Annotated in this window: 22 protein-coding genes; 9 read left to right on the forward strand and 13 right to left on the reverse strand. The window is 59.2% G+C overall.

Annotated elements, in window-relative coordinates:
* Window positions 1-39: 39 nt before the first annotated feature.
* Window positions 40-972 carry an N-acetyl-gamma-glutamyl-phosphate reductase gene (gene argC / locus B3R00_RS08340; protein ID WP_286998613.1) on the reverse strand — a complete coding sequence of 311 codons (933 nt, stop codon included), beginning with the start codon at window positions 970-972 and terminating at the stop codon, window positions 40-42.
* A 342-nt stretch (window positions 973-1,314) separates the two neighbouring features.
* Here argC and sucC point away from each other — a divergent pair, with 342 nt between their 5' ends.
* From sucC to B3R00_RS08365, 5 genes are all read left to right on the forward strand, one after another.
* Complete coding sequence (gene sucC, locus B3R00_RS08345; protein WP_219163223.1) at window positions 1,315-2,475, forward strand: ADP-forming succinate--CoA ligase subunit beta; 1,161 nt, start codon at window positions 1,315-1,317, stop codon at window positions 2,473-2,475.
* Between the two features lie 20 nt (window positions 2,476-2,495).
* On the forward strand, window positions 2,496-3,395 hold the full coding sequence (gene sucD / locus B3R00_RS08350; protein WP_174863286.1) for a succinate--CoA ligase subunit alpha: 900 nt from the start codon (window positions 2,496-2,498) through the stop codon (window positions 3,393-3,395).
* Between the two features lie 216 nt (window positions 3,396-3,611).
* The gene (locus B3R00_RS08355; protein WP_286998615.1) at window positions 3,612-4,295 is read left to right on the forward strand and encodes a TerC family protein; all 684 of its coding nucleotides are present in this window, start codon (window positions 3,612-3,614) and stop codon (window positions 4,293-4,295) included.
* A 301-nt stretch (window positions 4,296-4,596) separates the two neighbouring features.
* Window positions 4,597-5,313 (forward strand): pilin, encoded by a 717-nt coding sequence (locus B3R00_RS08360; protein WP_376747650.1) that lies wholly within the window; start codon window positions 4,597-4,599, stop codon window positions 5,311-5,313.
* A 46-nt stretch (window positions 5,314-5,359) separates the two neighbouring features.
* Window positions 5,360-6,139, forward strand: a complete 780-nt coding sequence (locus B3R00_RS08365; protein WP_286998617.1) for a hypothetical protein — start codon at window positions 5,360-5,362, stop codon at window positions 6,137-6,139.
* Between the two features lie 39 nt (window positions 6,140-6,178).
* On the opposite strand, the gene moaC is transcribed toward B3R00_RS08365, so the two are convergent.
* Complete coding sequence (gene moaC / locus B3R00_RS08370; protein WP_286998618.1) at window positions 6,179-6,691, reverse strand: cyclic pyranopterin monophosphate synthase MoaC; 513 nt, start codon at window positions 6,689-6,691, stop codon at window positions 6,179-6,181.
* A gap of 144 nt (window positions 6,692-6,835) precedes the next feature.
* On the opposite strand from moaC, the gene B3R00_RS08375 reads away from it, so the two are divergent.
* On the forward strand, window positions 6,836-8,374 hold the full coding sequence (locus tag B3R00_RS08375) for a M48 family metalloprotease (protein WP_376747649.1): 1,539 nt from the start codon (window positions 6,836-6,838) through the stop codon (window positions 8,372-8,374).
* Here the strand turns inward: B3R00_RS08375 and B3R00_RS08380 are convergent.
* From B3R00_RS08380 to B3R00_RS08390, 3 genes are all read right to left on the reverse strand, one after another.
* A complete protein-coding gene (locus B3R00_RS08380; RefSeq protein WP_174863282.1) occupies window positions 8,348-8,695 on the reverse strand; it encodes a phage holin family protein in 348 nt (115 codons plus the stop codon). The two genes, B3R00_RS08375 and B3R00_RS08380, sit on opposite strands and share 27 nt — an antisense overlap.
* A gap of 150 nt (window positions 8,696-8,845) precedes the next feature.
* Window positions 8,846-9,304: a universal stress protein gene (locus B3R00_RS08385; RefSeq protein ID WP_286998619.1), complete on the reverse strand. Its 459-nt coding sequence runs from the start codon at window positions 9,302-9,304 to the stop codon at window positions 8,846-8,848.
* Between the two features lie 142 nt (window positions 9,305-9,446).
* Window positions 9,447-10,214, reverse strand: a complete 768-nt coding sequence (locus B3R00_RS08390; protein ID WP_286998620.1) for a TerC family protein — start codon at window positions 10,212-10,214, stop codon at window positions 9,447-9,449.
* 392 nt (window positions 10,215-10,606) lie between these two features.
* Here B3R00_RS08390 and B3R00_RS08395 point away from each other — a divergent pair, with 392 nt between their 5' ends.
* Window positions 10,607-11,020, forward strand: a complete 414-nt coding sequence (locus B3R00_RS08395; protein WP_286998621.1) for a DUF3717 domain-containing protein — start codon at window positions 10,607-10,609, stop codon at window positions 11,018-11,020.
* 98 nt (window positions 11,021-11,118) lie between these two features.
* Here the strand turns inward: B3R00_RS08395 and B3R00_RS08400 are convergent, their stop codons facing one another.
* From B3R00_RS08400 to def, 5 genes are all read right to left on the reverse strand, one after another.
* Window positions 11,119-11,460, reverse strand: a complete 342-nt coding sequence (locus B3R00_RS08400) for an AzlD domain-containing protein (RefSeq protein ID WP_286998622.1) — start codon at window positions 11,458-11,460, stop codon at window positions 11,119-11,121.
* Window positions 11,457-12,287, reverse strand: coding sequence for an AzlC family ABC transporter permease (locus B3R00_RS08405; protein ID WP_286998623.1), 831 nt, complete (start codon window positions 12,285-12,287; stop codon window positions 11,457-11,459). Before B3R00_RS08405 ends, B3R00_RS08400 begins: the two co-directional genes overlap by 4 nt.
* Before the next feature lie 3 nt (window positions 12,288-12,290).
* A complete protein-coding gene (gene fmt / locus B3R00_RS08410; protein WP_286998624.1) occupies window positions 12,291-13,259 on the reverse strand; it encodes a methionyl-tRNA formyltransferase in 969 nt (322 codons plus the stop codon).
* A gap of 95 nt (window positions 13,260-13,354) precedes the next feature.
* Window positions 13,355-13,864, reverse strand: a complete 510-nt coding sequence (locus B3R00_RS08415) for a hypothetical protein (protein WP_286998625.1) — start codon at window positions 13,862-13,864, stop codon at window positions 13,355-13,357.
* Complete coding sequence (def, locus tag B3R00_RS08420; RefSeq protein ID WP_286998626.1) at window positions 13,864-14,373, reverse strand: peptide deformylase; 510 nt, start codon at window positions 14,371-14,373, stop codon at window positions 13,864-13,866. The genes B3R00_RS08415 and def overlap by 1 nt, the downstream gene beginning before the upstream one ends.
* 160 nt (window positions 14,374-14,533) lie before the next feature.
* Here def and B3R00_RS08425 point away from each other — a divergent pair, with 160 nt between their 5' ends.
* Together B3R00_RS08425 and dprA are read left to right on the forward strand one after the other, a co-directional pair.
* Window positions 14,534-15,718 carry a LysM peptidoglycan-binding domain-containing protein gene (locus tag B3R00_RS08425; protein WP_286998627.1) on the forward strand — a complete coding sequence of 395 codons (1,185 nt, stop codon included), beginning with the start codon at window positions 14,534-14,536 and terminating at the stop codon, window positions 15,716-15,718.
* Window positions 15,719-15,724: 6 nt separating this feature from the next.
* Window positions 15,725-16,885 carry a DNA-processing protein DprA gene (dprA, locus tag B3R00_RS08430; RefSeq protein WP_286998628.1) on the forward strand — a complete coding sequence of 387 codons (1,161 nt, stop codon included), beginning with the start codon at window positions 15,725-15,727 and terminating at the stop codon, window positions 16,883-16,885.
* 65 nt (window positions 16,886-16,950) lie between these two features.
* Here dprA and secF read toward each other — a convergent pair whose 3' ends face one another.
* The 3 genes from secF to yajC all read right to left on the reverse strand — a co-directional run bounded on the left by secF (window position 16,951) and on the right by yajC (window position 20,218).
* Window positions 16,951-17,904 carry a protein translocase subunit SecF gene (gene secF / locus B3R00_RS08435; RefSeq protein ID WP_286998629.1) on the reverse strand — a complete coding sequence of 318 codons (954 nt, stop codon included), beginning with the start codon at window positions 17,902-17,904 and terminating at the stop codon, window positions 16,951-16,953.
* Between the two features lie 11 nt (window positions 17,905-17,915).
* The gene (gene secD, locus B3R00_RS08440) at window positions 17,916-19,796 is read right to left on the reverse strand and encodes a protein translocase subunit SecD (RefSeq protein ID WP_286998630.1); all 1,881 of its coding nucleotides are present in this window, start codon (window positions 19,794-19,796) and stop codon (window positions 17,916-17,918) included.
* A gap of 86 nt (window positions 19,797-19,882) precedes the next feature.
* Entirely contained in the window at window positions 19,883-20,218 is a 336-nt protein-coding gene (gene yajC / locus B3R00_RS08445) for a preprotein translocase subunit YajC (protein ID WP_284213655.1), read from the reverse strand.
* Window positions 20,219-20,337: the final 119 nt, after the last annotated feature.

Genomic DNA, 20,337 nt, shown 5'->3' on the forward strand with positions numbered 1-20,337 from the left:
GGCCCGCAGGCCGCTTTGCACACAGGGCAGACGCGCAGTTTACAAACCCAGCATCAGCTGCAAATTCTGTACTGCGGCGCCGCTGGCGCCCTTGCCCAGATTGTCCAGACGCGCAATCAGCACGGCCTGGCGGTATTGCTCATTGGCAAACACGCGCAGCTCCAGCTGGTTGGTGCCCGCCAGCGTGTCGGCGGCCAACTTGTTGTCGGCCGTGGGCGGCAGCACCTTGACCCAGTTGGCCGGGGTGTTGGTCTGGGCGTAGTGGCTGGCCAGGGCGTCGTGCAGGTCGGCGGCCTTGGGCGCGCCGGGCAGCAAATCCAAATGCAGGGGCAACTGCACCAGCATGCCCTGGGCGTAATTGCCCACGGCGGGGATAAACACGGGGCGGCGGGTCAGGCCGGTGTAGCGCAGGATTTCGGGGATGTGCTTGTGTGACAGGCCCAGCGCGTAGGCTTCGTAGGGCGCAGCGCCGCCCGCCTCATAGGCCTCAATCATGCTGCGGCCACCACCGCTGTAGCCGGACACGGAAGGCAGACTCAGGCCGTAGTCCGCCGGGATCAAGCCCGCATCCACCAGCGGGCGCAGCAGCGCAATCGCGCCCGTGGCGTAGCAGCCGGGGTTGGACACGCGGGTGGCCGTTTTCACGGCGTCCAGCTGGCCTTGGCACAGCTCGGGGAAACCATAGACCCAGCCCGGGGCCACGCGGTGCGCGGTCGAAGCGTCGATGATCTTGATGGCGCGGCCGGTCTCGGCGGTGATGCTGTCCACCAGGGCGGCCGTTTCCTGGGCCGCATCGTCGTGCAGACACAGAATCACCAAGTCCACGTCGGCGATTAGCGCGCGCTTGGCGGCCGGGTCTTTGCGCAGCTCGGGCGCAATGCTGACCAGCTCCACGCCAGCCATACCCTGCAAGCGGTCACGAATCTGCAGACCCGTGGTGCCGGCTTCGCCATCAATAAAGACTTTGGACATTACTCAATGCTCCCGCGCCCCTTGGCGCATATCTGTATCTGTGCCGCGTGCTGCGGCGCCATCAAAAAAACGGATTGTCGCTGCTGCGCCGACACTGCAGGCAAAAAAAATTCTTTGCGCCGGGAATATGCGGGTTAACCCTGATTTTTCACTGTTGACGAGCCCTGCTTTCTACGTGATGACTTACGTACAAACATACGTAGATCCCACTGGACAAAGCACTTTTTGGTTGCATTGCACCATGGTACATTCTTCGATTGCCATGTCATACGAGCCCGGCTCCGCATGTTTAGGCAGCAGGAAAACGGGCATTTCTCCCTCCGTTTCAGAGAGACAAGACTCATGAAGATTCATGAATACCAAGGCAAGGAAATCTTGCGTCAATTCGGCGTGCCCGTCCCCCGTGGCATTCCGGCATTCACCGTCCAAGAAGCTGTAGAGGCAGCACAAAAGCTTGGCGGCCCCGTGTGGGTGGTGAAGGCGCAAATCCATGCTGGTGGCCGCGGCAAGGGCGGCGGCGTGAAGGTGGCCAAGTCCATCGACGACGTCAAAGCACTGGCCGAACAAATTCTGGGCATGCAGCTGGTCACACACCAGACTGGCCCCGAAGGCCAAAAAGTGCGCCGCCTGTACATCGAAGACGGCGCCGACATCAAGAACGAACTGTATGTGTCCCTGGTGACCGACCGCGCTACCCAGAAGGTGGCCCTGATCGCTTCGAGCGAAGGCGGCATGGACATCGAGGAAGTGGCCCATTCCACCCCCGAGAAGATCATCACCGAGATGATCGACCCGCTGACCGGCATCACCGAAGCGCAATCGCGCAAGGTGGCCGCGGCCATCGGTCTGGAAGGCAAGTCCATCGACCAAGCCGTAGACATCTTCGCCAAGATCTACAAGTGCTACATGGACACCGACGCGTCGCTGGTGGAAATCAACCCCCTGAACTGCGACTCCAAGGGCGACCTGATGGCGCTGGACGCGAAGTTCAACTTTGACCCGAACGCCCTGTTCCGTCACCCAGAAATCGTGGCCTTCCGCGATCTGGACGAAGAAGACGCTGCAGAAGTGGAAGCCTCCAAGTTCGATCTGGCCTACATTTCGCTGGACGGCAACATTGGCTGCCTGGTCAACGGTGCTGGCTTGGCCATGGCCACCATGGACACCATCAAGCTGTTCGGCGGCGAGCCTGCCAACTTCTTGGACGTGGGCGGCGGCGCAACGGCCGAGAAGGTCACTGAAGCCTTCAAGATCATGCTCAAGAACCCTGAAGTCAAGGGCATCTTGGTCAACATCTTCGGCGGCATCATGAAGTGCGACACCATCGCCAACGGCGTGGTCACCGCTTGCAAGGCCGTGAACCTGAGCGTGCCACTGGTCGTGCGCATGAAGGGCACCAACGAAGAACTGGGCAAACAAATCCTCAAGGATTCTGGTCTGCCCATCATCGCTGCCGACACCATGGCCGAAGCAGCGGAAAAAATCGTTGCCGCCGTTAAGTAATACGCCCCGGAGATAAAAACATGTCGATCTTTATCAACAAAGACACCAAGGTCATCACCCAGGGCATTACCGGCAAGACCGGTCAGTTCCACACTGAAAAGTGCCAGGAATACGCGAACGGCAAGAACTGCTTCGTGGCCGGCGTGAACCCCAAGAAGGCGGGCGAGCGCATTTTTGACATCCCAATTTTTGGTTCCGTCAAAGACGCCGCCAAAGAAACCGGCGCCACCGTTTCCGTGATCTACGTGCCCCCAGCAGGCGCTGCTGCCGCCATCTGGGAAGCCGTAGAAGCCGACCTGGATCTGGCGATTTGCATCACCGAAGGCATCCCAGTGCGCGACATGCTGGAAGTGCGCAACAAGATGAAGGCCAAGGAAGCCGCTGGCGGCAAGAAGACTTTGCTGCTGGGCCCCAACTGCCCCGGCTTGATCACGCCTGACGAAATCAAGATCGGCATCATGCCCGGTCACATCCACAAAAAGGGCCGCATCGGCGTGGTCTCGCGCTCCGGCACGCTGACTTACGAAGCCGTGGCTCAGCTGACCGAACTGGGCATTGGCCAGTCGTCGGCTGTCGGTATTGGTGGTGACCCCATCAATGGCCTGAAGCACATCGATGTGATGCGCGCTTTCAACGACGACCCAGACACCGACGCAGTCATCATGATCGGTGAAATCGGCGGCCCCGACGAAGCCGAAGCTGCCATGTGGTGCAAGGCCAATATGACCAAGCCTATCGTCGGCTTCATCGCTGGCGTGACTGCGCCTCCCGGCAAGCGCATGGGCCACGCCGGCGCGCTGATCTCCGGCGGCGCCGACACGGCCGACGCCAAGCTGGCCATCATGGAAGAGTGCGGTTTCACCATCACCCGCAACCCCTCCGAAATGGGCCGCCTGCTGCAAGGTTTGCTGAAGAAGTAAGCCCGCAGCACACGCTGACCTGACCGCCAAGAGGCCGCACCGATCCGCTCGGGGCGGCCTTTTTCTTTGGGGCTTGCGTCTGCGCGCTTTACGTCGTTACGCAAAATTACGCACGCTCTGGTCAATCGCCAGGCGTAAACTGCCCACTCCCCAAAAAAGGATGCGCCAGCCTGTGCGAACCGGCTGGCGTTTTCCATTCATAACAGTGGAGTAAATATGGAGTTTTTGAACAGTGCCGATTTCTGGATCGGCTTGGTGAAGATCGTCTGGATCAACATCATTCTCTCTGGCGACAACGCCGTCGTCATCGCCCTCGCAGCGCGCTCGCTGCCCCCCGCGCAGCAAAAGCAAGCCATCATGTTTGGCTCTGGCGCTGCGGTGGTGCTACGCATTGTGTTGACGATTGTGGCCGCCAAGCTGCTGGAGCTGTCGTTCCTGCAAGTCGTGGGCGGCTGCCTGCTGCTGTGGATCGGCTACCAGTTGCTGACCGGTGAAGAAGACGGCGAAGGTGAATCCAAGGGCCATGGCTCCATGTTCGCCGCCATTCGCACCATCTTGATTGCCGACCTCGTCATGAGCCTGGACAACGTGATTGCCGTAGCCGCGACCGCCCAAGGCAATATGGTGCTGCTGATCCTCGGGCTGGCCATCAGCATTCCACTGGTGATCTTTGGCTCCACCCTGATGATCAAGCTCATGGAGCGCTTCCCGGTCATCATCACCCTGGGCGCGGCGCTGATCGGCTGGGTCGGCGGTGAAACCATCGTCAACGACAACCTGCTGCACGGCTACACCATGGCCCACCCTTGGCTGCATTACGCTGCCGCCGCTGCAGGTGCCACGCTGGTGGTGGCCGTTGGCAAGTGGATGCAAACCCGCCAATCGCACGCCAGCGCCTAAGCGCTGGGAACACCACCCAGGGCGCCGTTGGCGCCCTTTTGCTACAGCATTCGCGAACCGCGTGCTTCTCGCTCCCCCCGACTACCTCGCGCACCAAGCTGAGTAGCCCCCAGCCACAGCGCGAACGTTGCTCTTTAAAAACAAGAGCAGCTTGCGTTGGATAGAGAACGTTTTCGCCAAATTTTTGCGCTAAATCACCGGCAAATCCAGCGCGCAAAGCTACACTTTATGCAGCAAAACCTAGCCGCCGCACTGCAGATGACAAAAACGTCACCTTTTGACACGCAGCACGGCGGCAAAAGTGACATTCATCGTCAATTTGCAAGCAAATTTTGCAGACTTTGACGTTTGCGCTGTAGGACGGGGCTGGCACGCCGATTGCTCTCTAGAAGGCGTAATTTTCTTTTTCTTCACTCCAAGGAGCTTTTTTATGAAGCGTACGATGCAAAAGGGTTTTACCCTGATCGAACTGATGATCGTGGTGGCGATTATTGGTATTTTGGCTGCGGTGGCGTTGCCTGCTTATCAGGACTACACCGTGCGTGCACGTGTGACTGAAGGTCTGAGTCTGGCAACTGCGGCGAAGACTGCCGTTGCTGAAACTTTTGCAAACACTGCCTCTGGCGCTGTTGCACCTTATGCTGGTGTTGGCGCGCAGGCCGCTGTAGCTGCTAATACTGCGGCTTATGGGTATGAATACACCGCGGGCACCAATGTCACCCGTATTTCAATTGTTGGAATTGCAAACGTTGCGGCGCCTGTCGCTGGTGAAGGTGTCATTGGTATTACCTATGCTGGTCAAGTCGCAGGTGCATTTCAAGCTGCTGCTGCAGGTACCGCCCCAGTTTTGGTTCTTACTCCTGGCTCTGGTACTGTAACTAACACTGCAACACCTAGTGGCCTTCTCCTTCCTGGGTCTCCTGTGGTATGGGGCTGCGGTGTTCGCGCGACTGCTGTCTTTAAGTTTGTTCCTGCTAACTGCCGTTTTGTAACAGCCGCTGCGATTGCAGGCGCGTAATAATACGATTCCCCAAAAAAAGGTGCTATGCACCTTTTTTTAATTTATGCAAGTGATTTTTAATCAAATTGGTAGTCGTATAAGTACAGCACTCATTCATCTATTTTTTTCCATAGTTTCCATCGCTTTTATTATTTTATTTGTTGCGTACTTTTGGTTTCCATCGCCATTCTTTGATTTGCTAGAAATATCTGGCTTATTAATATTGATTATTGCAACTTACCTTCTTTCCGGGCCTTTTTTAACCCTTGTTGTTTGGAACAAGAATAAATCCTTCAAGGAGAGGCTGTTGGATGCAAGCATCGTCACTATTATTCAGTTCGCTGCGCTAGGCTATGGCTTGTGGATTTTGGCCCAAGTTCGACCAGTTTTCATCGTTTACGAAGTAGACCGTTTTAGAGTGATTACGCCAAATGAAATTGCGATTAATTTGTTGTCAAAAGAAAATAAAGCATGGCGTCATTCATTCTTCACCAAACCACAGTTTATTTCTATCCGCGAACCAATTAATAATACTGAATACTTAAACAGCATTGAATTATCTTTGTCTGGATTCGAACCTTCTACACGCCCTGACTGGTGGCAAAGCTACGAAAAAGGCAGAAGAATCCTCCAACAACGGATGCATCCAGCTGGCAAATTGCATCAACGCTCTAGCGTAAAAGTTAAGAGGAAACTTGAGCAATCACTCCAAGAAGTTGGTATGCCCATGGACAATGTTTTCTTTGTTCCTCTGGTCAGCGCACGTAATTTGGATAGCTGGGTAGTTCTGTTGGATGCGCAAGCCAATGTTATTGGTTATGCACCGGTCGGTGGATTTGAATAAAAAATTCAGATAACCAGCCACCAGATACAGCTCGTTATTTCAGAGGTGTTTGGGAGTCTCAATACTCCAGAACCCTGATTTGCCACCCTGTTTCTCCACAACTTTAACTCCCTCCATCACCATCCCCTTATCTACCGCCTTGCACATGTCATAAATGGTCAAAAGGCTGATCTGGACTGCGGTGAGCGCTTCCATTTCCACACCGGTCTTGCCATGCAGCTCCACGGTAGCTTCACAGCGCACGGCGTTCTCAGCGGGAAGCACTTCAAAATTCACCGCCACACGCGTTAATGCCAGGGGGTGGCACAGCGGGATCAGGTTACTGGTTTGCTTGGCGGCCAAGATGCCGGCGATGCGCGCCACGCCCAGCACATCGCCTTTTTTGGCGGTTCCCTTTTTAATGATTTCCAGCGTGGCTGGCTGCATAACGATGCGGCCTTCTGCCACGGCCACGCGGTGTGTTGGCGCCTTGCCGCCCACATCCACCATATGGGCCTGGCCGTGGGCGTCAAAGTGGGTCAGGCCGTCATTGGGGAGGTGGTTTTCGCTCATGGTCTTCGACATATTCAGGGCTAAAGGGTCTGCCATATCCTGGCCGATGCGGTTAGATGCATGTAAAGCTGGGAACACTGGCGCAATGCAGGCATCATAAGAGGCTCCTCTTGCCTCAGACGGCCTTGTGCCTTTTGCTTGCCCATGACTTCTGCACTGCTGCGCCTTGCTGCCCCTGTTCTTCGCTCCAGCGTACTGGTGCTGGCCTTGGGTGTTCCTATGTGGCACGCAGCGCCTGCGCAAGCGCAAATTGCGCTGCCCAGCATGGGGGATGGGGCCGATCTGACCACCAGCGAAGAGCGCCGCTTGGGCGACCGCATCATTCGCTCGCTGTACCGCGACCCAGACTACATTGACGACCCACAGCTGCACGCCTATGTGATGGGTATCTGGCAACCCCTGGTCCAGGCCTCCAAGGCGCGCGGTGATTTGTCTGCGGAGCTGCAAGAGCGCTTTGCCTGGCAGGTACTGCTGGGGCGCGATAAAAGCATCAACGCGTTTGCGCTGCCCGGTGGTTATCTGGGCGTGCATCTGGGGCTGATCGGTGCGGTATCCAGCAGCGATGAGTTAGCCACCGTCATGGCTCACGAGTTGACCCACGTCACGCAGCGCCACATTGCGCGCATGTTTGGTGAAGAGAAAAAGAACATGCCGCTCTTGATTGCAGGTATGGTGCTGGGCGCATTGGCAGCCAGCAAAAGCCCGGACGCGGCGAACGCAATGATCGTTGGCGGGCAAGCGGCGGCCATTCAAAACCAGCTGGGCTTTTCACGCAGCATGGAGCGCGAGGCCGACCGCATCGGCTACAGCCTGCTGGCGCCAGCAGGGTTCGCACCCCAAGGGGCCGTGAGCATGTTTGAAAAGCTGCAACACGCCAGCCGCCTGAATGACAACGGCAGCTGGCCCTACCTGCGCAGCCACCCGCTGACCACAGAGCGTATGGCCGACATGCAAACCCGCGTGCCGCACGGCCACACACAGCCCCCGGTACCCACCATGGAGCACGCCATGATGGCGGGCCGCGCTCGTGTGCTGAGCCGCCCCGGGATTGACACGCTGCGCCAGTGGACGCAACTGCCCCAAGCACCGGGGTTTGCCCAGCTCAACGCCAATGACCAGGCGGCACAACTCTATGTGGCCACGTTGAGCCAGATGGAGCTGAAAAACCTGGCCGATGCGCGCAAGGTATGGAACCAGCTGTCTACCCACGTACAGGCGCAGGGCGATGCAGCCGCCAAGCAGCAAGTGCGCTGGTTGGGTGCGGAGCTAGAGCTGGCCGCCCAGCAGCCGCAAGCCGCGCTGCAGTTGCTCGGCATTGCCGATTTGCGCGGCCCGCAGCCACGGCCCACGCTGGTGCTGGGTAGCCAAGCGTTGATTGCCACGGGCCAAGCCAGCAAAGTCTCCGACCGCCTGCAGTCGTGGGTGGTGGACCAGCCCAACGATGCCACGGCATGGCGCCTGCTGGCACAGGCGTGGCAGGTACAGAACCAGGGCTTGCGCGCCGTGCGCGCAGAAGCAGAAGCCCATGTGGCGCATTACGACTATGCCGCTGCCATCGATCGCTTTAAAGCCGCGCAAGACTTGGCGCGCCGTGGCCAAGGCGACCACATTGAAGCCTCGATTGTGGATACGCGCCTGCGCGCGGTAGAGGCGTTGTTACGGGAACAGGCGCGCGAGAAGTGACTCGATCGCCATGCCCAGCAGCGAATAAAGGATAGCGCCCCACACTGCGGCCCAAAAGCCGCTCACATGCAAGCCGCCCAACAGCCCTGAGGCGGCCCAGAGCATCAATCCATTGATCACAAAGAGGAACAGGCCCACGGTGACCACGGTGACCGGCAAGGTCAGCACCACCAAGAGGGGGCGCACCAGGGTGTTGAGCAAACTGATGACCACCACCGCCAGCAAGGCAGAGCCATAGCTTTGCACCTGGACACCACTGAACACGGCGGCGACCAGCAGCAAGGCACCCGCACTCAGCAACCATTTCAGTAAGAGTTTCATGGCAGCCAGCATAGCAGGCAGCCAAGGCACCGAAGCCACTGGATCACACTGCCACTAGTACCGCCCACGCACCCAGCATAGGTTCATGCAACAAAAAAAGGGAGCTTAAAGCTCCCTTTTATCTAGCAATCAGCGCTCTACCCATAAGGCTTAGGCGGCTAAAGTTTCACCAATCAGCACTGTCCACAGCGCGCCAATACCGGCCAGGGTGCCAGCCAGCTTGTGCAGCGGGGATGGCGCCACGGGCGCCGCAGCGTCTGGGGTCTGCAGTTTGGGGCGGCGCATATCCACCACTTGGGATTGCGCACCGTACTGCGCTTGCAAGGTCTGCAGCAGCTCAGGCAGCGGGCCACGCGCCAACACGGTGGTAACTTGCACGCCATGCGCATGCAGCACAGGTACGCAGTCTTGAAACAAGCGATCGGCCCATTTGTTGCGCCAATTCTCACGCGAGCGATTGCTCACAAACCGACTGACGCGATGGGTGATGCGCGGGGCGCAGCCGACCAACACCCAGTGCGCTTGGCTGGCATGGGGCGCCTGCACGGCGGTTTGCAGCAGCAATTGGGCGTAATCGGCGTCGTCCACGTACACGATGATGGTTTCCACGGCGTCTTTCCTAGATAGTCGAACAGATGGAGCGCAATGCCCACCCCTCAATACCCTGCTGAGACTGGCAACAAGAACGGTTAGTTCCTGCGCCTATCCAGCAGCAGGGCCAAGCATTGGCACACCAGGTGCCAATGCCTGCTTAGTGGGCAGTTTCCGGCTTTTTCTGCTTGGCAGCTGCCAGCTTGCCAATCGCCAGCACCAGCAACGCACCGCCGACGTGGGCCACCCAGTAGATAGGCATCGACGCATTGAAGATGGCCATCTTGGTTTCTGCGTCATAGGCCAGCAGCTTGGGTGCCCAGGTCCACTGGTCGGGGTTCACGAACAGCGGGTCGGTGATGAGCATGCCGCCAGCAATCCAGCCCAGCAGCATGCCGCCGGCCACAATGATCATCGGGAAGCGCTCCATCAGCTTGATCACCAGCTGTGAGCCCCAGACGATGATCGGGATGGAGATCAACAAGCCCAAAATGATCAGCAGCAGCTGGTGCTCGCCCGAGCTTTGGGCTGCGCCAGCGATGGCAATCACGTTGTCCACCGACATCACCAAGTCCGCCACGATGATGGTCTTGATGGCCGCAAACAGCTTGTCGCTGCCCTGGATGTTGTCGTGGCTCTCTTCTTCCGGCGCGATCAGCTTCATACCGATCCACACCAGCAGCAGCGCGCCCACGATCTTCAGGAACGGCAGCTGCAGCAGCACCATGGCGAACGCAATCAAAATCACGCGCAGCACGATGGCACCGGCGGTGCCGTAGATGATGCCCTTGGCACGCTGCGCAGGCGGCAGCTTGCGGCAGGCCAGCGCGATCACGACCGCGTTATCGCCACCCAGCAAGATGTCGATGATGATGATTTGCCCCAGTGCAATCCAGAACGGGGCATGGGTCAGGAAATCCAAATCCATATAAAAACCTCAGTAGAAGAGAACACACGCGCAACTGCGCGCCATGCAGCGGTTATTGACCAATGGGCACCGGGGGGAAGTCGTTCAGTGATGCAGGGCAAGCCTGCATACTTTGGGAGCTTCTTTGGGTGACCACCTGTAATCAGTCGCCCAAAGGTCTTGCCCGCAAGATTCATATTGAATCTCACCTGACAAGCCGGAAACCATGGTTTCGTACTGACGACTTGCCAATCCGCCTGGGTATGGCCGAATTGCGTACCCAGACGGGGAGCTACTCCCCTTTGAAGGATGCGATTTAAACACAAGTCAAAGTCCCGTGGGCACAAATGTGCATGTGGATTTTGCGGATGCCGCCAGCGGCCGACCTGTGCCTGGCGTACGCTGTAGCCGTCATGCAAAGCATTCACATCACGGATCTGGAGGCCGCCATCAACTACTGGCGGGATCGCAGCCCTGCGGGCGCAGGTGGGACGTTGGCGCCGGCCACGGCCCACCTGGCCGAGGTGTATGCCCACATGATTATGGAGCAGCGCACCCACATCGCCGCGCACGCCCTGCCCGATGCTGCGCTGCAAGCCTGGCTGCGCTGGTACGACACCACGCCCGATACGCCGTGTATTGCGATTTGTTCGACCAGCCAAGGTGACAGTCACTGCAAAGGCTGTGGCCGCACCTTTGCCGAAGTGCAGCAATGGCTGAGCCTGAGCCCGTATGCCAAACGTGCCGTCTGGCGGCGCATTCGCGAAGAAGGCCGGGCCCTGCGCTTTACGCGCTATGCCGAGCGGGCCGCCGAAAAGAATTCCTGAAAAAATAGCAGCTTGCGCTCGTTTTACCAACGTTTTAGCTGTAAAACATACCAAAACCATTGCAGGACAAGCGCGAGCTGCTTCTGTTTTTTACAGGTTTACCAGCCCAGTCCAATGTGCAGCGGCAAATACACCAGCATGCCGACCACGATGGTGCCCAAAATGCCGCGCTTGCAAAAGTAATACAGCGTGGCACAGAGTGCGGCGGGCAGGCGCGCATCGGCCAGCGAGGTAATCAGGGCTCCGTGGCTCATCAGCACCTCCGGTGCGATCACCGCGGCCAGCGCAGCCAACGGCGCGTACTTGAGGCCCCGCTTGAACCATTCAGGCATGGGGACTTCGCGCTCGGGAATCATGAAAAATGAGCGGGTAATCAGCGTCACGATCGCCAGCCCCACGCTGGCCACCCACGGCCAGATACCGGCGAGGTCTGCAGTCATGAGGTCTCCTTCTCGTTGGCGCGCTCTGGCAAGGGCAGTACCGGGTGCTTTTCACCCTTGCTCGGGTCGGGCGGGCGAATGACAGGCTGGGGCCGCAAGCGCGCGGCGCGTTGCTCGGCCGCTTCCATCAGCAGGCCCACCGTCACCGCAGCCGCAATCGCCACCAAAATATTCATCTTCAGCGGCAGCGCAAACGTGGCAATGGCCGCGCCGCTGGCCACCGCACAAGCCACCCAGGTGGCCCTGTCTTTGAGCATGGCGTACAGCACACCGAGCAAGGCCAGCACCCCCGCAAAGCCCAGCCCCCATTCCAGCGGGATCACGTTGGCCAGCAAAATACCGGCAATCGATGCCACTTGCCAAAACACCCAGTTGGCCAGGGCCGCGCCCCAGAAATAGGGCAGTTGCTCTGGCTTTTTCTCCGCCGTGGGAAAGCGCTGCATGAACGCGACAAAGATGATGTCGCCGCTGAAGTAGCCCAGCGTCATGCGGTGCGCCAGGCGCAAGTGGCCAAAGTAGGCGCGCCACATGCTGCTCAAAATCACAAAGCGCAGGTTCACGCAGGCGGCGGTAAACCACACCACCCACAGCGGCGCGCCCACCATCAGCAGCGGCAAGATAGCCAGTTGTGCGCTGCCGGCATACACAGTGAGCGACATGAAAATGGCCAGCGGCACCGACATGCCCGCTTTGACCATGGCCACACCGGTCACCAGCCCCCAGGCGCCCACGCCCAGCATGGGGGCCAGCAAGGCCCGGATACCTTCTTTGAAGGCAGGTTCTTGCGCAATGCCCAAGGCACGGCGCTGCAAAGCGCGAGCGTTCATGCCTCAGCCCTGCGTAGGGGATGCCAGGACCGCACCTGCCGGCAGCTCAAACCCGCGCAAGAAATCCCCTGCTGCCAGGCGTTTGCCGCCTGCACGCTGCAGTTGGGTCAAGCGCAGCGCCCCCTCTCCACACGCCACCAGCACGCCCTCGGCATCTGCGGCCAGCACCGTGCCAGGCTGGGCGGTGCCGGTGTACGCCAGGGGCACTGCCGTCCACAGCTTGATGACTTCGTCGCCCAGCTGCGTGGCGCCGCCGGGGAAGGGGTTGAACGCGCGTAGGCGGCGATCCAGCTGCTCGGCCCTCAGCGACCAATCCATCCAGCTCTCGGCTTTTTCAATTTTGTGCGCATAGGTGACGCCTTCAGCAGGCTGGGGCGTGCGCGGCAAGCCTGTGCCCGCGCTCATCTCCAGCGCTTGCACAATCATGCGGCCGCCCAAATCGGCCAGCTTGTCGTGCAGGCTGGCCGTGGTGTCGGCAGCGGTAATGGGCAGGCGCTCCAACAGGCACATATCGCCGGTGTCTAGGCCCGCATCCATCTGCATGATGGTGACGCCGGTTTCGGCATCACCGGCCTCAATCGCACGGTGAATCGGCGCCGCGCCGCGCCAGCGCGGCAAGAGCGAGGCATGGATGTTCAAGCAGCCCTTGGGGGGCACATCCAGCACCCACTGCGGCAGGATCAAGCCATACGCGGCCACCACCATCACGTCGGCACGCGCATCTCGCAGCGCCTGGCGGGCCGCCGCGGCATCTTCGGGGTATTTGCCATCCAGGCGCAGGCTCAAAGGCTGCTCCACACGAATGCCGTGCTCCAGGGCACATTGCTTGACCGGGGAGGCCTGCAGTTTCATGCCACGGCCCGCAGGGCGGTCTGGCTGGGTCAGCACCAGCGGTACTTCAAAACCTGCTTGCAGCAGACGTTCCAAGGCTACACGCGCAAAGTCGGGCGTGCCCGCAAAAATAACTCTCATGGTTTCCATCCGAGGGAAAGACTGCCATTGGCTGGGCAGTGACAGCTTCGGCCTACGCAGCGCAGTGCGCTGCAGCCAGATGCGCTATCGTCGCATCAACGGCCCCGATCGTCGTCCAGCCGAGGCTCGTCAGTAAACATGATGCGCTGCACCACCCCTTGCGGGTCGATAAAAACGTGGGCTTGCCGATCGATGCCATTTTGCTGGATACGGTAGGTCCAGATATCGCCTTTGAAGTTGCCCACGCCCTCCACCAGCGCAGGCTTGCCAAAGTAACGATGCACGCTTTCGCGGTTGTCATGCCCCGGGCGCAGGCGCTGGAAATGCGCTTCATCCAGCACTTGCTCGACGGATTGCAAGCGCTGCTGCGCATCGAACACCATGTGATAAACCTGCTGGCCCGCTGGCTGGCGGCTGTATACCCAGCGCTCACCGCCCCCTTCGAGTGGCACTTTGACATGCGGCTGCCCAATGCCTGCAACAATGGCCGACACGGGGGTGCCGGGCTTTTGCCACTGCGGCACCATGCAAGCCGTCAAAGCCAGAGACGCCGCAGCCACGGCTGCCCAGCGCCCCCACACTGCAAGCACTGGGCGGCGCAACATCAGCGTGCGGCCTCTTTTTGCATCTTGATCATCTTGGTCTTGATGCGGTTGCGCTTGAGGGGCGAGAGGTATTCCACAAACACCTTGCCCAGCAGGTGGTCCATCTCGTGCTGAATGCAAACCGCCAGCAAGCCTTCTGCCTCAATTTCACGGCTGTTGCCGTTTTCATCCAGGGCCCTGACTTTGACGGACGTCGAGCGCTCCACACCGTCATAAATGCCGGGTACGGACAAGCAGCCCTCTTCACCCACCTGCTTTTCCTCGCTGGCCCAGAGGATTTCTGGATTGATCAACACCAGCTTTTGATCGCGGTCTTGCGACACATCAATGACGATCAGGCGTTCATGGAAGTCCACTTGCGTGGCAGCCAGTCCGATGCCCTGGGCGTCGTACATGGTCTCGAACATATCCTCAATCTGCTGGCGAATGCGGTCATCCACCTGTTCCACAGGCTTGGCCACCTTGTGCAGGCGAGGGTCGGGAAAGCAAAGAATAGGAAGTAAGGCCATGGCAAATTTTGGGAAATATGTCGCTATTTTCGCCACTTTCACCCATTGGCGCAGCCTAAGTTAGCGATACGCATTGCCCAATCAAGGCCTTGGAATCAGAATCCACAGAGTTTTATCGACACAAGACAGCGCACCGAGCCTGTATCAGAGAGGGAAAAACATGAAGGGAAACGCCACCACTTGTGCATGGGCTATAGGCGCTTTGCTGTGCGGAGTTGTCAGCACAGCACACGCCCAAAACTATCCCATCACCGCTGGGCAGCGTGCGACAGCCCAGCAAGTCGCGCAACAAGGGGTGCCGCTGTCTGCGCTGAGCGCAACCGCGCCTGACAGCTACACAGTGCAGCGCGGGGATACCTTGTGGCGCATTTCAGGGCTTTTTCTGCGTCAACCCTGGCGCTGGCCGGAGTTGTGGGGCATGAATCTGCAGGCGATTGCCAACCCGCACCTGATTTATCCCGGCCAAGTGCTGTACCTGGAAAAAAGCGGGGGCTTTGCACGCCTGCGCACGGCCCGCCACGGCGGTACGCCCACGGTCAAACTATCCCCGCAGGTGCGCAGCGAAAGCCTGTCTGACCAGGCCTTGCCGACCTTGCAAATGCACATCATTGAGGCTTTTCTGAGCGAGCCTTTGGTGGTAGACAACAACACGCTGGCCAACGCTCCACGCATTATTGCGGGCGATGATGACCGCATGCTGCGCGCACCCGGTGACCGTGCCTATGTGCGCGCACCCGCTGCGGCACCGCTGCTGCGGCAGGCCGACGCATCGCGTGACTACCGCGTGTTCCGCCAGGCCGTGGCACTGCACGACCCCATCACCCGCGAAGTGCTGGGCTACGAAGCCCAATACCTGGGCCAAGCGACGCTGGAGCGCGGCGAAACGCCGGCAGCACCTAGCGCCGACAACCCCAATCCCATCAATTTACCCGCCACCATCACGATCACCAAGACCAAAGAGGAGCTGCAACCCGGCGACCGACTGGTGCCAGAGCCCCCCCGGCAATATGTCAACTTTGTGCCCCATGCGCCGCAAACAGACGTCACGGCCCATGTGGTGTCGATATACGGCAGCACCGCCGTACGCTACGGCACCCAGCACCAGATCGTGTCCATCAACCGAGGCAGCAAAGATGGCATGGCGCCAGGCATGGTGTTGTCCTTGATGACCCAAGGCCGGACGATCAAGGACAAAACAGACCCGCGGCGCCCCACCGTGAAGTTGCCGGACGAAGAGAACGGGCTGGCCATGGTGTTCCGCAGCTTTGATCGCGTTTCCTATGCACTGATCATGGACATTCAGCGGGGCGTCCAGGTAGGCGATCGGTTGAGCAACCCTCGCTAAGCCACCATGCGTGCAGCTATTGCGCCTTGGGAACGCGCAGAACTGCAGGCATGGTTGCGCCTGTCCCTCACGCCCAGCATAGGGAATGCGGCTGCTCGGCGCCTGCTGGCGCACTTTGGTTCGGCTTCCGCGATTTTTGAAGCCTGCGCCACCGAACTACTGGCCTGTGTCAGCGGGGCCCAAGCCGCCCAGCTGCGCCATCCCCCCGAAGGCTTTGAACAGGCCTTCGAGACCACGTGGCAGTGGCTGAACGCCGGCACACAAGAAGTCGCCCATGCACTGGTCACACTGGGCGATCCACGCTATCCCGAGGGCTTGCTGCATACCCCAGATCCACCCCTCATGCTGTATGTGCTGGGGGCTCCACGCTGGCTGAACCAAGCCTGTGCGTTGCTCGACTGGCAACGCAGTCTGGCCATCGTGGGCTCGCGCAATCCCACCCCGCAAGGCGCGGACAACGCCTTTGAATTCGCCCGGCACCTTGCCTGCCAAGGCTGGACCGTGGTATCTGGCATGGCGCTGGGCATTGATGCTGCGGCCCATGAAGGTGGTTTGGCGGCCGGCAGTTCGGTATTACCCACCGTTGCGGTCATCGGCACAGGCGTGGATCGTGTCTACCCACGCGCGCACAAGCAACTGGCGCACCGACTGGCCCAGCAAGGCTTGGTGATCAGTGAATTCCCCCTGGGCACCCCGCCAATTGCCAGCAACTTCCCCAAACGCAACCGCATCATCTCAGGCCTCACGCGTGGCACGCTGGTGGTCGAGGCAGCATTGGCTTCCGGATCACTGATTACGGCGCGCACCGCTTCAGAGCAAGGGCGCGAAGTCTTTGCCATTCCTGGCTCTATCCACAGCCCCCAGGCGCGTGGCTGCCATGCGCTCATTCGGCAAGGCGCCAAGCTGGTGGAGTCTGCCCAAGACATCTTGGAAGAGTTCAGTGACTACACGCCGGATGCACAGAGTGCGGGCGGTGAATCGACAGCAGGGCTAGCAGAACACCCGCTGCTGCAAGCCATGGGCTATGACCCGGTGCACGTGGAAATATTGAGCGACCGCACCGGCTGGAGTGCTGCCGATGTGCAAGCCCAACTGCTGGAGTTGGAGCTGGAAGGCCATGTCGGGCGCCTGCCCGGAGGGCTATACCAGCGCACGGGGCAAGCCTGATATTTTTAGGCAACCATGAAAAAAAGACACCTTGTGGTGCCTTTTTTTTTCATAGCAGCGAAGGTTTACACCACAGCGCCTGAGTTCGGATCGTTCGGGTCATGCTCCGTTTTGTTCGGAGCCTTGACCAAATCCTCGCGCTTGACGCCCAGCCACATCACAATGGCCGCGCCCACGAAGATGGACGAGTAAATACCAAACACGATGCCAATCGTGAGCGCCAGCGAGAAGTAATGCAAGCTAGGGCCACCAAAGAAGAACATGGCCAGCACCATCGCTTCCGTAGATGCATGGGTAATGATCGTGCGGCTCATCGTGGAAGTGATGGCGTGGTTGATGACGGTTTTGGTATCCATCTTGCGCTGCTTGCGGAAGGTTTCGCGGATACGGTCAAACACCACCACCGATTCGTTCACCGAATAGCCCAGCACTGCCAGCACCCCGGCCAGGACGGGCAGCGAGAACTCCCACTGGAAGAATGCGAAGAAACCCAGAATGATGACCACGTCGTGGAAGTTGGCAAAAGCTGCGGCCACGCCGAACTTCCATTCAAAGCGAAATGCCAAGTAGATGATGATGCCAGCCATCACCACGGCCAGTGCCAGCAAACCATTGGTCACCAACTCTTCACCCACGGAAGGGCCGACGAACTCGGTACGGCGCAAGGTCACTTCAGGGTCCGCCGCCTTCAGTGCCTGCAGCACATTCTCGCTTTGCTGTGCCGAGGTCACGCCTTGCTGCACGGGCATGCGAATCATCACATCGCGGGCGGTGCCAAAGTTTTGCACCGTCACATCGCTGTAGCCCTTGTCCTGGATGGTTTTACGCACCTTCTCCAAGTCTGCAGGCTGGCTATAGGCCACTTCCATGACCGTGCCACCCGTGAACTCCACCGACAGGTGCAAGCCCTTGGTGACAAGGAAGAACACGGCCAGCACAAAAGTGATGATGGAAATCGCGTTGAGAATCAACGCATATTTCATGAACGGAATATCTTTACGGATGCGGAAGAGTTCCATGTCTTCCTCCTTTACTTCGCTTCTTCAACGGCAGTGCCGTCGGGGCGCCAAATGGTGCCAATTGCCACGCTCTTGAGCTTCTTTTGGCGGCCGTACCACAGGTTCACCAGACCGCGCGAAAAGAACACGGCCGAGAACATGCTGGTTGCAATACCAATGCAGTGCACCACTGCAAAGCCACGCACCGCGCCCGAACCAAAAGCCAGCAGCGCCAAGCCAACGATCAGGGTGGTCAGGTTCGAGTCCAGAATCGTTGCCCATGCACGGTCATAGCCAGCATGGATGGCCGCTTGGGGCGACAGGCCCGCACGCAGCTCTTCGCGGATACGCTCATTGATCAGCACGTTGGAGTCAATCGCCACACCAATCGCCAAGGCCATCGCCGCAATACCCGGCAAGGTCAGCGTGGCTTGCAACATCGACAAGACCGCCATCAGCAGCAGCACATTCACCCCCAGCGCGATCGACGAGAACACGCCGAACAGGTGGTAGTAAATGCACATAAAGATGACGATGACGATGAAGCCCCACAGCACGGAGTCAATACCACGCTCGATGTTGTCGGCACCCAGGCTGGGGCCAATGGTGTATTCCTCGATGATTTCCATCGGGGCTGCCAGCGAGCCAGCGCGCAGCAGCAGCGAGGTGTCATTGGCTTCCACCGTGGTCATGCGACCGGAAATTTGCACGCGACCGCCACCAATTTCGGACCGGATCACCGGCGCAGTGACCACCTCACCCTTGCCCTTTTCGAACAAGATGATGGCCATGCGCTTGTTGATGTTCTCACGCGTGATGTCCTTGAAGATGCGGGCGCCCTTGGCGTCCAGCACCAGGTTCACGGTGGGCTCCTGCGTCTGGCTGTCAAAGCCGGGCTGGGCATCGGTCAGATTTTCACCGGTCAAGATCACTTGTTTTTTGACGATGACGGCGTTGCCATTGCGATCCAGATAACGCTCAGAACCGAAAGGCACGTTGGCAGTCCCCATCTCGGCCGCGCGACCTTCGGAGCTTTCGTCCACCAGACGCAGCTCCAGCGTGGCGGTACGGCCCAGAATGTCCTTGGCCTTGGCGGTATCTTGAACGCCAGGCAACTGCACCACAATGCGATCCAGCCCTTGCTGCTGAATCACAGGTTCTGCCACGCCCAGTTCGTTGATCCGGTTGTGCAGCGTGGTGATGTTTTGCTTGAGAGCCTGCTCCTGCACCTTGCGCAACGCTTCGGGCTTGATCGACGCGCGCAAGCGGCCATCGGCACCCGTGCCCGCTTCAGTCACTTGCAAATCAGGGAACTGGTCTGCAATCAGGTTGCGCGCCGCAGCCATCGCAGCTTCGTCGCGCAGACGAATCTCAATGGCCTGGCCATCGCGGTTGATACCACCGTGGCGAATGTTTTTGTCACGCATCATGGTGCGCAAGTCACCCGCCAGCGAGTCCGCACGTTTGGTCAGCGCAGCCTCCATATCCACCTGCAGCATGAAGTGCACGCCGCCGCGCAAGTCCAGGCCAAGGTACATGGGATGAGCGCCCAGCGCCGACAGCCACTGGGGCGAGCGCGACACCAAATTCAGCGCCACGATGTAGGTGGGATCGGCTGCGTCGGTGATCAGCGCGCGCTCGATCACGTCTTTGGCTTTGAGCTGCTCGTCGGGCGTGTTAAAGCGCGCACGCACCGAGTTGCCTTCCAGGCTCAGAATGTCCGGCGTCAGCGAAGCGGCTTGCAGCGCGCTTTCGACACGGGCCAATGTGCCCTCATCCACCTTCACAGAAGATTTGGCCGAGGACACTTGCACCGCAGGTGCCTCACCAAAGAAATTAGGCAGGGTGTAAATCACCCCAATGAGTAGCGCGACCACAAGGATCGCGTACTTCCAGACCGGGTATCGGTTCATGATCGCGCTCTATCTCTCACGCTAGAAACAGGGCGCGGTATGCCTTGAAAGCCCACCGGCCCGCTCAACCAGAAGAAAGTCTGGTCTTACTTAACGGTGCCCTTGGGCAGCACTTGGACAACGGCAGAACGCTGGATCTGCACTTTCACGCCGGCAGCGATTTCGATGAACAGGAACTGCTCGTCCAGATCCACCACACGACCCAAAATACCGCCTGCGGTAGCCACGTCGTCACCCTTGGTCAGCGCTTCCACCATGGCACGGTGCTCTTTTTGACGCTTCATCTGGGGACGAATCATCACAAAGTACAGCACCACGAACATCAGCACCAGCGGCAGCATGCCGGTGAGGGAGGACATCATGCCGCCTTCAGCAGCAGCGGCTGCGGGCGCGGTTTGGGCAAAGGCAGAAGAAATAAACACGGACGAACTCCAAACTGGAATGGGTCAAAAAAGGAACAGGCCACACGGCCTGCAAGCGCTACAGCATAGCTGAGCGCAAGTCAACGAAGCATTGTATGCGTGTGCTTTGTGATGTGCCG

This window comes from Comamonas sp. UBA7840 (assembly GCF_002501455.1).
GTDB lineage: Bacteria > Pseudomonadota > Gammaproteobacteria > Burkholderiales > Burkholderiaceae_C > Comamonas > Comamonas jiangduensis.